Genomic DNA, 14573 nt, shown 5'->3' with positions numbered 1-14573 from the left:
CGAATTAACCTTGTTTTTAAAATCACAGGTTGAGGTAGCTGCTAAAACGATATTTAATTATTGCCAACAATTTAAATCTTATACTATGGCTTATTGCTACTTAAAGAAATGCTTTACAGGTTTCGTCATATTGATGCTTATGCTGGTAAAAACCGGGTACGCAGCTATGCAGGATACCACAGGCAGGGGTAGTACCCATCCTGGTTGGGTAAGCGGGGTTGTACTTGATGAATATGCCAACCCTTTAAACGGGGTTAAGGTAATGATAAAGGGTAAAACCGATGCCAGCTTTACTGATAAAGACGGTCGCTTCGAGATTAACGCTGTCACCGGCGATAAGCTGGTATTTACCATGCTTAACTATTACACCAGCGAGGTAAACATCAGCAGCAAAAGCCCTGTCACCATAAAATTGCTTGATACCTATTTAAAAGTGCCCGAAACGATAAACGTGTTATACGGCACCAAAAAGGCAGCTGCAAACCTGGGGTCGGTTGCTTCCATTTATACCAACCAGCTTACAACCACACCGGCATCGTTATATACCCATGCATTGCCGGGGCAGCTGCCGGGCTTGTACACGCAGCAGTACAGTGGCTTTGCCAGCCCGCAAACCAGCACCCAAACCGTGGCCGATTTTATTGGCAACGTGGTGCAGCACAACAACTACTCGGCAAATGATAATACCGAAATAGGTTTATCGCTGCGCGGACAAACGCCTATAACTATCATTGATGGCGTACAGCGCGAAATCTCTTCTATCGATCCGGAAAGTATCGAGTCGGTATCGGTTTTAAAGGATGCCTTATCAAACATTTTGCTGGGTATCAACAGCTCGCGCGGTGTTTTACTGATCACTACCAAACATGGCCAGGCAGGGGCGCCCCGCATTTCGTTTACGGCCGAAGTTGGTTCGCAACACCCGTTGGATCTGCCGAAACCGCTGCCAGCCTACCAGTATGCTTATTTATATAACGAGGCGCTGCAAAACGATGGCAAGCCAACTATTTACACCGCCGATGACTTTAACGCCTATCGCAACCATACCGATCCTGCTCATCACCCGGATGTAAATTGGTTTAATACCTTGCTGCGCAACAGTTCGCCAATAAGCAGCTACAAACTCAACGTTAACGGCGGCAGCAGCGTGGCGCAATACAGTGTTTCATTAAACTATATGGATCAGCAGGGCATGTTTAAAACCTCGCCAGCTGCAACTTATAATACCAACAACGAACTTAGCCGCTACATTATCAATTCGGATCTGAGTGTAAACGTTACCAAAAAGTTTACGGTTGATTTGCAATTGTTTGGCCGTATTCAACAGGCTACCCAGCCGGGAACAGGCTACTCGGGCATCCTGAACACTTTGTACAATACACCTAACAACGCCTACCCGGTTTATAACCCTAACGGATCATTCGGCGGTACTACGTTGTTTACCAATAACCTGTTATCGCAATCGCAGTTTTCGGGCTACCAGCGCACCAACAGTAACGATGTAATGGCCAATCTCGATCTTAATTACGATTTAAGCAGCGTAACAAAAGGCCTCTCGGTAAAACTAAAGGGCAACCTGGCCTTTGAATCGCAGGGCCTGGTAAACCGGTCGCTGCAAAACAATACCTATTTGCTTAACAAAGATAGCTCATACTCGGCTGTGGGTACACCAATATCGCAATCAAACGGCTTTGCCACGGTATCAAGCGCCCGGTATTCTTTTGCGCAGGCCGCTTTAAATTACGAGAGGCAGTTTGGAAAAGGCACAGTAAGCGGCATGTTGTTATATGATACCCGGTCGGTTGTATTGAACTATGACTTATCTGGTGTTACCACCAATAGGGCAGCCAAATTGGGTTACAACTACGATGGCAAATACTTTATTGAAGCATCGGCCAACAGCAGCGGCTACAACAGGTATCCGCCCGGTAACCAGTATGGCATGTTTTACGCCGTTGGCTTAGGCTGGCAAATGGGGCAGGAGCGTTTTATAAAAGATATTAGCTGGATAAGCTCATGGAAATGGCGCGCTACTTATGGTAAAACCGGCAATGCCAATGTTGATAATTTTGGTTACTACAACTTTTTGCAAACCTATGGTACGTCAATCGGCTATCCCTATACACTGGGTACTGCCCGCAGCGTAATTCAAAGCTATAACGAAAATACCCTGGCTAACCCCTACATCCGTTGGGAAAACGCCAAAAAACTGGATATTGGTACCGATATATCCCTGTTTAAAGATCACTTTAAAATTACTGCTGATTACTTTCATGACAGGTACTATGATCTGTTACAAACCCGTGGCAATAGTATAGCCTTGTTAGGAACCACCTACTCGGCCGAGAATATTGGCGTGAAGTTGTATAAAGGTACCGAGCTTACTTTAACCTACCAGGACCATGCCGGTAATTTAAATTATTTTATTACAGCTAATGCAACGCGGCAAACATCAACCAATGTATTCAGCGATGAAGAGCCCGCGCCGTATCCATGGTTAAGGCGCACCGGCTTATCAAACGACGTAATATTTGGCTATACTGCTTTAGGTTTCTTTAAAAACGAGCAGGATGCAGCCACCAGCGCCACCACAGTTGGCTACACGCCACAGGCCGGCGATGTAAAATACAAAGACCTTAACGGCGACCACGTTATTAACCAGTTTGATCAATCGGCCATAGCCAATACCAAACCTTTAATTTATTACGGCTTATCATTTGGTGTTAACTATAAAGGTTTCAGCGTGAGCGTAATTATGCAGGGTGTTACCAACCACCAGATTATTTACAACAACAACCTGGTAAACGGCTTTGCCGGCCTTGGTCAGTTTGGTAACATTTACCTGGGCCAGGGCTATGATGCCCTAACCGGAAGGTGGACACCAGAAACAGCTAATATAGCTACCCTGCCGCGCTTATCATCAACCGGCAATGTTAACAATGGTTTGCTATCAACACTGTACATCCGGTCGGCAAATTACATGAGGCTTAAAAATGCCGAAGTAGGCTACAGCCTGCCGCTGGAGTGGGCACGCAAACTAAGATTATCGGGCATCAGGGTATTTGCCAATGGCGAAAACCTGTACACATTTTACGGCTACAAAGGCGTGGATCCTGAGGTGTATGGTTTGGCATATCCCATACAGCGCGTGTTTAATGCAGGTATAAACATTAAGCTTTAATTATTGGCCAACATTAAAATTATGATCATGAAGAGAATTAAAAATATACACATAGCGGCCGTACTCATTTTGGTAATACTGGCAGGCTGTAAAAAATATGAGCAATTTCCGGTTGATAAGGTAGGCATTCAATATGTGTTTGACCCTAAGGACTCTTTAGGCAGCAGTGCGCAGGAATTTTTGTATGGCATTTACCCGGTAATGAAAAGTGGTCATAATCGGGTAGGCGGCGATTACCTGGATGCCGCATCTGATGATGCTATGTCATCGGCATCGGGGCCAACAAACCAGGTAACCATTTTGGGTACAGCCGCATACAACTCCTACACCATTCCTGCCGATGAAAATCTTTGGGCCTACTATTATGCAGGCATCCGCAAGGCCAATATTTTTGTGAATAACATTGGCGTAGTGCCGGTGATGGCTAAATACAAAGGCTACTCGCAAAAGTATGTTTGGAAAAGCGAGGCCCGCTTTTTAAGGGCGCTGTTTTATTTTGAACTGGTAAAACGCTATGGCGGTGTGCCATTGCTTGGCGATAAAGTATTTACTATAAGCGATAACGTATCGCTGCCGCGTAACTCATTTGCCGACTGCATTAAATACATTACAAGCGAGTGTGATGCCATTAAAGATACATTGCTTACTGCCCCGGTTGATAACCCCAATGCCGATGCGCACAGGGTAACCAAGGGCGCCGCGCTTGCCTTAAAGGCAAGGGTGTTATTATACGCCGCAAGCCCATTATTTAATGGCGGTAATATTGATGCTGCAAACCCGCTTACCGGTTATACCGATAATAGTTTGGCCCGCTGGGCAGCGGCATCGGCGGCGGCAAAGGATGTCATGAACCTGGGCGCATACTCGTTACCGAACGATTTTAAGGGTGTGTTTTTGAACCAGAATAACAGCGAAATGATCCTGATAAGGCAAACAGGGTCTGATAACGGGATTGAAACTGCCAACGCACCGATAGGTTTCCCGGGCGCGGCTGCCAAAGGCCAAACCAGCCCAAGCCAGCAACTGGTAGATGCTTTCCCGATGAGTAACGGCCTGGCTATTACCGACCCGGCATCGGGCTACGACAGCAATAACCCGTACGCAAACCGCGATCCGCGCCTTACTTATACGGTGTTTTATAATGGTGCCCGCTGGCTTAACAGCGACCTGCAGCTGTATGAGGGTGGCCAAAGCAAGCCAAACACCAGCCTGCAGCAAACTAAAACCGGCTACTACATGCGCAAATTTATGGGTAACGAAGAAAATGCGAACAGTTTTCAGGGCCATAATGCCGATTGGCTGGTGATACGTTACGCCGATGTGATATTAGGGCATGCCGAGGCTGAAAACGAAGTAAACGGCGCCACCAGCGATGTTTATAACGATATAATCAGCATCCGCAAACGGGCAGGCATAGCAGCAGGTGGCAATGGCTTATACGGGTTAAAAGCAGGCATGACCAAAGATGAGATGCGCGATGCCATCCACAACGAACGCCGGATAGAATTTGCCTTTGAAGAGAGCCGCTATTGGGATATCCGCCGCTGGAAAACAGCCAATGTGGTCATGAACCAGCCATTGAAAGGTATGTCTATCAATAAAATAGGATCGAGTTTAACCTACAATATAGTTACAGCGCTGGATACCAAATTTAATCAGCCGGCTATGTACCTGTACCCTATACCCTATGATGAAGTGTTAAAGAACCCGAATATGAAACAAAATCCCGGATGGTAATCCTTCAATCAATTTAACCAAATTAATTAAGCAGTTATGAGAAAATTCATACTTTTCTTTCAAATAATAATAGCCATGCTCCCGGTGGTGGTATTTGCGCAAAGCAAAACCGTAACCGGTACCGTGCGCGACCTTACCGGCGCTTTGCCGGGCGCATCAGTGGTTGAAAAAGGATTGCCAACCAACGGGGTAATTACCAATGGCAACGGTAAATTCAGCCTTACACTTAAAGGGCAGTCAAACAGCATCATTGTTAAATTCATCGGCTATATACCGCAAACCTATACGTTTAAGGACGGTAACACAGCCGATATTATCCTGCAAACAAACAGCAACGGTCTGGATGAGGTTGCGGTAGTAGGGTACGGCAAAAGATCGAGGCCTACCAACACAGGAGCCGTAAGTTCCATTTCGGCGGCTGATATACGTACCGTGCCAACGGCCAACGTGCAAAATGCTTTAACCGGTAAATTGCCGGGCTTTTTCTCGCAGCAGGCATCGGGCCAGCCGGGTAAGGATGCATCTGACTTTTATATCCGTGGCGTAAGTTCATTAAACCCCGCAGGTAACCAGCCATTAATTATTGTTGATGATATTCAGTATAGTTATGACCAGCTGCAGCAGATCAACGTAAACGAAATTGAAAGCATCTCGATATTAAAAGATGCCTCAACCACGGCTATTTACGGTATTAAAGGTGCCAATGGTGTATTGGTGGTAACTACCCGTCGTGGTAAAAGCGGGGCTCCCAAAGTTAATTTAAGGGTCGAGACCGGCTTACAGGCACCAACCAAAACGCCAACCTTTTTAGATTCATACAACTCGGCAGTATTAATTAACGAGGCCTATGGTAACGATGGGCTCAACAAGCCATTCACGCAGGCAGATATCGACCATTTCAAGGCCGGAGACGATCCTTACGGGCACCCGGATGTTGATTGGTACAACAAGATATTCAAGAAAAATACCTACCAGGCCAATACCAACCTGGATATATCGGGCGGTAACAACGCGCTTAAGTATTTTATCTCAGGCGGTATCCTGAAACAAAATGGATTGGTGCGTGACTTTGCCGATCCGCAAAGTCTGGTAAACACCAACTATTATTTCAACAGGTATAACTTCCGCTCCAATCTCGATTTAAAAGCCAACAAAACGTTAGATCTTCGTTTGGATGTAACCACCCGTTTTTCTGACTTGAATCAGCCTTATAACGAGAATGCCGTGGGCGAGATTTATAATTTTACTAAAGAGACGCCATTTACCGCGCCCTACATCAACCCTAATGGTTCGTACTCCTATGCTTACTCGCCGTTTAACCCCGAGCATTTGCCAACGCTGAATGCAAGGCTGGCAACCGGTGGCTACCAGCACTCGCGCCGTACCGACTTTAATTTCCTGTTTGGCGCTACCCAGAAACTGGATGCGTTAACCGAAGGCTTATCACTAACCGGCAGGGTTGCATACTCCAGCATTGAGCAGTTTACCAAGCAAATTTTTAATGGCGGTATCCCGGCTTATCACTTTGATCCAACAACTAATCAATATGCTTTAAGGCCGGGTGCTACTTATGTGTATACACCCTACGCACTTACGGGTAATACCGATATCAACAGCAACAACTATGATGTACAGCTATATGCCAATTACGATCATAATTTTAGCAATTCGCACCATGTAACCGGCTTGCTGTTGTTTAACCAAACATCGCAAACTTACAATGCGCAGTCGCTGCTGGATGCCTCGCTGGTCGCGGTGCCGCAAAAATTCCAGGGGATATCCGGTAAGTTAGGGTACGATTATAAGCAGAAATACCTGTTGGAATTTAATATTGCTTACAACGGTACCGATAGGTTTGCTGCCAATCACCGGTTTGGATACTTCCCGGCGATAAGCGCAGGATATAACCTGGTGAAAGAGAAGTTTTTTACTGAAAAGTTCCCGGTGTTCAGCCTGTTCAAAATAAGGGGCAGCTACGGCCTGGTAGGGTCAGATGCGGCGCCAGGTAACCGGTACGTGTACAACCAGGTTTATAAACAAGGCGGTGGCTATTATTTTAACGAAACGCCGCAAGGTTATGGCACCATTTACGAAGATGCCCTTAGTAATGCCAATGTAGTTTGGGAGCGTGCCAAAAAAACCGACGTAGGTTTGGATATGAACTTGTTTAACGATAAGATCTCGGCTACTATCGACTTTTTCCACGATATCCGTTACGACCAATTGATTGTGCCGGGTAGCGTACCCGAAATTATTGGTGTGGCCTTACCTGCGGTAAATATCGGTAAAACCCGCAACCAGGGTTTTGACGGGCAGATATCATACCACAGCACTTTAGGAAAAGTACAATACAATGTGGGCCTGGTATTTTCATACGCCAAAAACAAAATCCTGTTCCAGGATGAGGCATCGCCTGCCTATCCGTGGCTGGCTTCAACAGGCAAACCAATAGGGCAGCAGTTTGGCTACCATTACCTGGGTTATTACACGGCTAATGATATATCGGCTATTAACGCCTACCAGGCTGCCCACGGCGGATCAAACGCGGGTAACCCTATAGCAGTGCCCGATAACGGCTTGCCGCTGCAACCCGGCGACCTGCGTTACCAGGATTTGAACGGCGATGGCATCATTAATGTGTTTGATAAACGTGCAATTGGCAATCCCAATTTGCCTAATACCTCGCTGGGCTTGTCGCTGCAGGCCGTGTACAAAGGATTCAGCATCAGTGCGCTGTTTGCCGGTTCGTTTAACTATAGCTTCGCGGTGCTGGGCACCGGTATCGAGCCGTTTCAAAGCCAGTTTCAGCCCATTCACCAGGAACGCTGGACACCGGCAACCGCTGGTACTGCCAACTTCCCGAGGCTAACTACCAACCCTACATCAGTTAACAGCCCTACATCTTATTTTTCGGATTACTGGCTTATCAATGCGCATTATATCCGTTTAAAAACAATTGATGTGGGTTACCAGCTGCCTACCAAATTGCTGCCCTTTAAAATTAATAATGCCCGTATTTACTTAAGCGCATACAACCTGTTTACATGGACAAACTTTAAAAAATACCAGCAGGATCCTGAGGTAGCCACCAATACAGCGGGCGATGCATACATTAACCAACGGGTACTTAATATTGGTATCCAGGCCGGGTTTTAATAGTGGGTGGTGAAGCCATGTCGGCGAAGACTCACCCCGACTCGGCTGCGCCCGTCGGCCCTCTCTCCAACTTCGTTGCAAAGAGGGCTTAAAAAAATATGTTGATACCCTCTTTGCGGCGCAGCCGGAGAGAGGGTCGGCCAGCGCAGCGTAGCCGGGGTGAGTAGTGGCCAGCGTTCAGGCCGCTACCCATGACGTGTTATAATTTCGAATACGCAGGCCTGTCATGCTGAGCCTGTCGAAGGGTCGCGCGGAGAGGCCTTTTGCCCACTATGCTTCGACAGGCTTAGCATGACAACGCTATTTAATGTGTAATTTTCTCCGTCGGAGTTTCGTGAAGTTTCACAGCTGCCCATGATATATTGTTTGGTTATGGAATCATTTAATAATTAAATTAGTGCAATGTTTCCAACTATAGGCCACCTCATTTATTACCTGTTCGGTATTAATTTTACGTTTCCTGTTCAAACGCTGGGCTTGTTTGTGGCATTGTCTTTTTTGTTCTCGTATATTGTATTTAGCTCGGAGTTTAAACGGTACGAAGCCTTGGATAAAATTAAAGCTTTTACCCGTAACGTAGTGGTAGGAGAACGGGCATCTGTTGCCGAAATCAGTATCAACTCCATTCCTGGCTTTTTATTAGGCTTCAAGGCCTTTGGGGTCATGTTTAACTATACGGTGTTCAGCGCCAACCCACAAGGGTACCTGCTATCGGTTAAAGGCAACCTGGTGATGGGCATACTCACCGGTGCAGTATTTGGTTTATGGGTTTATGCAGATAAAAAGGAAAAGGAACTGGAACAGCCTAAAGCAGAGGTGCAAACTGTTCATCCATATCAGCTGATGGGGCTTATTGTTTTTTCGGTAGGTTTTTTTGGCTTTATTGGTGCCAAGTTATTTGACACGGTGGAACACTGGAGTAATTTCAGGTACGACCCCTTGGGTACTTTATTCAACGTGCGCGGCTTTTCTTACTACGGGGGATTGATATTTGGCGCTTTAACTTACCTGTACATTGGCCATAAAAAAGGGATGAAGCTGGTGCATTTGGCAGATATCGGTTCGCCGGGTATGATGCTGGCTTACGGCATTGGCCGTATAGGTTGCCAGCTTGCCGGTGATGGCGATTGGGGTATTATCAATAGCCATCCTAAGCCAGGTTTAATACCGGGGTGGATGTGGTCGTTCACCTATCCGCACAATGCCATTAACGCGGGCCTTCCAATACCAGATTGTGCCGGCAATTATTGCAACCAATTGTTACATGGCGTGTACCCCACACCCTTTTACGAGGCCACTATTTGCCTGTTGTTTTTTACGCTGATGTGGGTGTTCAGGAATAAAATTATCAAACCGGGTTTCATGTTTTTTTTATACCTGGTGCTCAACGGCGGCGAAAGGTTTTTGATCGAACTGATCCGCATTAACCCAAAATATCAAATTTTTGGAATGAACTTTACCCAGGCCGGCTATATTGGTTTATTAATGGTAGTTGGCGGCCTGGTTGGCTTTGTATGTTTAATTATAAAAACTAAAAACTGGGAAAGCTACAACCCGTAACATAGGTTGTATACCCTATTAATTGAATTACTCTATGAGAAACTTTGCAGTCATCACCTTGTTTTTTTGCATTGCAGCAAACCTGCAAACTATAGCACAAACCGATGGTAAAACGGTAAATCTTACCGATCTTAATTTCACTGTCGAGGCGGCCCCCGATTGGAGCAGCCTGTTAAAGCGCGAAGCAGGCTGGTTTGGAGGCGACGGGATTTATACTATCCCGTTAAACGGAGTAGAAAACAAGCCGGCGAAGGCCGGCGATAAGATCCTGTTTATCTTCAGCGATTCGATGATTGGCAAAATAGAAAACGGCACGATGGTGCCGGGCTTTAAAATGATCCATAATTCGGTGGCCGTACTCCATGGCAACCAGCCTGCCGATACCGAAATGAAGTTTTCCTGGGATGCTGATAAGGCAGGGGCCGCCGAATCATTGTTCATTCCACACACTGCCCAAACCGCGGCAGGCGATTACTATTGGCTTGGCGATGGCTTTGTAAACCAGGAATTGAATAATGCCATTTATATTTTTGGCTATAGGGTGCGTAATGTTGGCACCGGCGCCTTCGGGTTCAGGGAGGTTGGTAACACGCTGATAAAAATTCCCGCAGGATCGCAGCCGCCGTATAAAGACCTTAAGCAAATGGATACGCCATTTTACCTCACGGATGCAAAAGGCGATATCGGGTCGTTCGGGGCTGGCATTTATGTGAATACCACAAAAGCCGGCGCACCTAAACCCGATGGTTACGTTTACGTTTACGGGGTGCGCGGCATAGGCAAAAATTTGATGGTTGCCCGCGTTTTGCCAAAAGACTTTGAAAAGTTTGACAGGTGGTGGTTTTACGATGGCACCAACTGGATAAAAGACATGAACAAGGTAGCCGATGTTACCAATAGTGTATCCAATGAACTAAGCCTCACCGCGCTGCCTGATGGCCGTTATGCCCTCATTTTCCAGGTAGGAGGCATGAGCACCAATGTGGGTATGCGCATAGGGGCGACACCCTATGGTCCCTTTGGCCCGGTAATAAAGATATGGGATTGCAAACCCGACCTGGAAGAGAAAACCTTTGTAGTTTACAACGCCAAAGCACATCCAAGCCTATCCGCCCCCGGCGAACTGCTGATTAGCTATAACATTAACTCCGTTGATTTCATCCCCGATTTGATGAAGAAGCCCAACCTGTACAGGCCAAGGTTTATCAGGATGAAGATTGGGGGGAAGTAGTTTTTTAGTAGCAAGTAGTTAGTATCAAGTATCAAGATTTTACTGTCCCCTCAGGGTCTCTCGTAGAGGATACTGAGGTACCCGATCACCTCGCACAAACGCGGCATTAAGTTTCGGACAGGACATTGTACATCGCAGGGTCCTCGTTGAGAGACCCCGCGGGGACGGAAGATTTTTAAAATCTACTGTCCCCTTAATATTATTAAAATGGCCGCAGCGTAAGCAAACATGGTTAACAAAGGTTAACACAATTTTGAGTTATTTTTACTTAAATCATTTGTAATCAATTAATTGTGTTAAAAACATGGTTAACATGTGTTAACCATGTTTTTATGTGGCTTCAGCGGCTCTCCCCGCGGGGACGAGAAAACTCAAAGCATACGTTGTGAAAAAATATTTAAAACGACGAATCGTATTTCTATCCTAAAAAAATTAAACAACTTTCATTCTTGCTACTTGCAACTCAAAATTATATATTCGCTAAATCAATTTAGCTAACCCAAATGAAAAAATTCTTACTGTTTGCCGGCATTATCATGCTGTGCAGTTTTCAAACTAAAAAGCCAACCAAAGTGGTATTCTTTGGCGATTCTATTACCGAGTATGCTGTACAGCCCAACGGTTTTATCACGCTGATTCAGCAACGCCTTAAAGCCGAAAAAAAGGAGCAGGATTATGAAGTTGCCGGAGCAGGCATTGGCGGTAATAAGATATATGATTTATACCTCCGCTATGAAGATGATGTATTAACCAAAAATCCCGATGTGGTAGTGATTTGGGTAGGGGTGAACGATGTATGGCATAAGCGCATGTTTGGTACAGGTACCGATTGGGATAAGTTTGGCCGCTTTTATACGGCGCTTATCAAAAAATTACAGGCAAAAAATATCAAAGTACTTGTATGTACGCCAGCCAGCGTGGGCGAGAAAACCGATTACAGCAACGAGCTTGATGGCGACCTGAACAAATACTCCAACATCATCCGCGACCTGGCCAGACAAAACAATTGCGATCTTTTTGATTTCCGCACCCTGTTTCATGAATATAACGTTAAAAATAACCCCACCAACAAAGGCGAAGGCATCCTGACCAAGGATGGCGTACACCTGAACGACGAGGGGAATAAATTTGTGGCCGATTTGTTTTATAAAACCTTATTCAAATAGAATAAGGTTTTTAATTAATCTTTTGCTAAATCGATTTATTGATTATATTTGCTTATCAAGTGCCGATATCCATCAGCGGCATAAACCACGTTATATACGCCAAATGAAAATACGGTTACTTACATGCGTTCCGGCGCTTTTATGGGCCAATGCGCTGTTTGCGCAAAACGATAACCTGGTTAAATACGTAAACACCCGGCAGGGTACCAATACCAAATACGAGTTTAGCTACGGTAACACCTACCCGGCCACAGCGCTGCCTTTCGGCATGAACACCTGGACTGCCCAAACCGGCAAAAACGGCGACGGCTGGAAGTACCAGTATTTTGAACATACCATCCGTGGTTTCCAGCAATCGCACCAGTGCAGTTCATGGGTTAATGATTACGCCGTGTTTTCGCTGATGCCTGTAACCGGTAATTTGGTTGTTAATGAAGATAAACGCGCTGCCGGCTTCAAACACGAAAACGAAACAGCCCAACCCAGCTACTACAAAGTAAAGCTGGATAACAATATCACCACCGAAATGACGCCGACCGAGCGCGGGGCACATTTACGCTTCAGCTTCCCCAAGGGGCATGGCGCTTACCTGGTGTTGGATGGCTATACCAAAATGAGCATGGTGAAGATAATCCCAGGCGAACGTAAGATCACAGGCTGGGTTAACAATTGCCGTTGGGCGCCAGAGGGGTTTAAAAATTACTTTGTAATCACCTTTGATAAGCCTTTTGCCGCTTACGGTACCTGGGAAAACAAAAAAGATCAGCTATCGCCCAAAAACTTAACTGCCGAAGGTGATGGTATTGGCGCTTACCTCAAATTTAAGGATGGCGAAACCGTGCAGGCCAAAGTAGCATCATCCTACATCAGCCCCGAACAGGCCGAACTTACCTTGCAAACCGAATTAGGTAAATACAAAAATTTCGACGATACCCGCAAAGCGGCAGATGTGGTTTGGAACACGCTGCTTGGCCGCATGAAAATTGAAGGCGCTACTGAGGATGATAAGGCCACCTTTTATAGTTGTTTGTACCACGCCAACCTGTTCTCGCACCAGTTTTTTGAGTACGGTAAAGATGGTAAGCCTTATTACTACAGTCCATACGATGGTAAAACGCACGATGGGTATATGTATACCGACAATGGCTTTTGGGATACCTTTAGGGCACAATTTCCGCTGAATACCGTCATCCATCCTAAAATGCAGGGGCGGTATGTGCAGGCCCTCTTAGATGCCCAGCAGCAATGCGGCTGGTTGCCGGCGTGGTCGTTCCCGGCCGAAACGGGCGGGATGCTGGGCAATCACTCGATATCGTTGTTAACGGATGCCTGGGTTAAGGGTATCCGTACCTTCGATCCAAAGCAGGCGTTGGCTGCTTACTACCACGAAGCTACCAACAAAGGCCCATGGGGTAGCGCCAACGGCAGGCCCGGCTGGAAAGAGTATTTTGCCGATGGGTACGTCCCCTTTACACCTCAAACACAAGGATCAACCGCCTGGACACTGGAGTTTGCCTACGACGATTTTTGCGGTTACCAACTGGCCAAACAAACAGGTAATGCCTACTATGAAAACGTATTTGGCAGGCAGATGTACAACTACAAAAACCTGTTCGACCCCAAAACACGCTTTATGCGTGCCAAAGACGCCAAAGGCAAATGGATAGAGCCCTTTGACCCGATGGATTGGGGCGGCCCCTATACCGAGGGTAACGCCTGGCACTGGACCTGGTCGGTTTTCCAGGATGTGCAGGGTTTGATTAACCTGATGGGCGGCGATAAAAATTTTACTGATAAGATCGATTCCGTATTTACTGAGCCGGGTACCATTAAAGTTGGAGGCTACGGCCAGGTAATTCACGAGATGACCGAAATGGCCGCCTTTAAAATGGGCCAGTACGCCCAGGGCAACGAGCCTATTCATCACCTGTTGTACATGTATAACTACGCCGGCCAGCCCTGGAAAGCCCAGCAGCATTTACGCGAGGTGATGGATAAAATGTACAATGCCGGCGAAAATGGCTACCCCGGCGATGAGGACGAAGGCCAGATGTCGTCATGGTATGTGCTGAGCGCGGCGGGTATCTACAGCGTTTGCCCCGGCACTGATGAGTATGTGATTGGCAGCCCCGCCTTCAAAAAAATGACCATCACGCTGGAGGACGGTAAAAAGTTCATCATCGAGGCCAATAACAACAGCAAGCAAAACGTGTACATCCAATCGGCCACGCTCAACGGCAAGCCTTATACGCACAATTTTATTAAACACGGCGATATTATGGCCGGCGGTATCCTCCGTTTTGAAATGGGGGATAAGCCTAACATGAATCGTGGGTTGGCTGCTGATGATAAACCGTTTTCGCTTTCAAAAAAAACATCAAACTAAAAAAAAATGAACGTTATCACTTCTTGCTTAACCATGATGTTTTGGGTTTTTGAGGTGGGAGGGCCTGTCATGCTGAGCCTGTCGAAGACTCGTGCGCAGAGGCCTTTGCCCGCGTGCTTCGACAAGTTACCCCTGATATGTTATGTTTTTGAGGCG

The 14573-nt window shown here is 46.4% G+C and carries 7 protein-coding genes; all 7 read left to right on the top strand.

What is annotated here, in order from left to right; all coding sequences use genetic code 11:
• The first annotated feature begins 85 nt into the window (after window positions 1-85).
• The 7 genes from AC1DU2_RS24040 (at window position 86) to AC1DU2_RS24010 (ending at window position 14417) form a co-directional block, all read left to right on the top strand.
• Window positions 86-3181 carry a SusC/RagA family TonB-linked outer membrane protein gene (locus AC1DU2_RS24040; protein ID WP_477387500.1) on the top strand — a complete coding sequence of 1032 codons (3096 nt, stop codon included), beginning with the start codon at window positions 86-88 and terminating at the stop codon, window positions 3179-3181.
• Window positions 3182-3208: 27 nt separating this feature from the next.
• Window positions 3209-4918 carry a RagB/SusD family nutrient uptake outer membrane protein gene (locus tag AC1DU2_RS24035; RefSeq protein WP_477387498.1) on the top strand — a complete coding sequence of 570 codons (1710 nt, stop codon included), beginning with the start codon at window positions 3209-3211 and terminating at the stop codon, window positions 4916-4918.
• 36 nt (window positions 4919-4954) lie between these two features.
• Complete coding sequence (locus tag AC1DU2_RS24030; RefSeq protein ID WP_477387495.1) at window positions 4955-8074, top strand: SusC/RagA family TonB-linked outer membrane protein; 3120 nt, start codon at window positions 4955-4957, stop codon at window positions 8072-8074.
• Between the two features lie 402 nt (window positions 8075-8476).
• Window positions 8477-9634: a prolipoprotein diacylglyceryl transferase gene (locus AC1DU2_RS24025; protein WP_477387493.1), complete on the top strand. Its 1158-nt coding sequence runs from the start codon at window positions 8477-8479 to the stop codon at window positions 9632-9634.
• 34 nt (window positions 9635-9668) lie between these two features.
• Window positions 9669-10865 (top strand): DUF4185 domain-containing protein, encoded by a 1197-nt coding sequence (locus tag AC1DU2_RS24020; protein WP_477387491.1) that lies wholly within the window; start codon window positions 9669-9671, stop codon window positions 10863-10865.
• Window positions 10866-11368: 503 nt separating this feature from the next.
• Window positions 11369-12031 (top strand): SGNH/GDSL hydrolase family protein, encoded by a 663-nt coding sequence (locus tag AC1DU2_RS24015; RefSeq protein ID WP_477387489.1) that lies wholly within the window; start codon window positions 11369-11371, stop codon window positions 12029-12031.
• A 103-nt stretch (window positions 12032-12134) separates the two neighbouring features.
• Window positions 12135-14417, top strand: coding sequence for a GH92 family glycosyl hydrolase (locus tag AC1DU2_RS24010; RefSeq protein ID WP_477387487.1), 2283 nt, complete (start codon window positions 12135-12137; stop codon window positions 14415-14417).
• The last annotated feature ends 156 nt before the right edge of the window (window positions 14418-14573 follow it).

This window comes from Mucilaginibacter sp. P4_C11, assembly GCF_056402115.1.
Note: the sequence above shows the minus strand (reverse complement) of the source record. Positions and strands in the feature narration are given on the sequence as shown.

Coding starts and splice junctions, on each gene's coding strand:
- AC1DU2_RS24020 (WP_477387491.1), top strand. CDS start 9,669: ATGAGAAACTTTGCAGTCATCACCTTGTTTTTTTGCATTGCAGCAAAC.
- AC1DU2_RS24030 (WP_477387495.1), top strand. CDS start 4,955: ATGAGAAAATTCATACTTTTCTTTCAAATAATAATAGCCATGCTCCCG.
- AC1DU2_RS24025 (WP_477387493.1), top strand. CDS start 8,477: ATGTTTCCAACTATAGGCCACCTCATTTATTACCTGTTCGGTATTAAT.
- AC1DU2_RS24040 (WP_477387500.1), top strand. CDS start 86: ATGGCTTATTGCTACTTAAAGAAATGCTTTACAGGTTTCGTCATATTG.
- AC1DU2_RS24010 (WP_477387487.1), top strand. CDS start 12,135: ATGAAAATACGGTTACTTACATGCGTTCCGGCGCTTTTATGGGCCAAT.
- AC1DU2_RS24035 (WP_477387498.1), top strand. CDS start 3,209: ATGAAGAGAATTAAAAATATACACATAGCGGCCGTACTCATTTTGGTA.
- AC1DU2_RS24015 (WP_477387489.1), top strand. CDS start 11,369: ATGAAAAAATTCTTACTGTTTGCCGGCATTATCATGCTGTGCAGTTTT.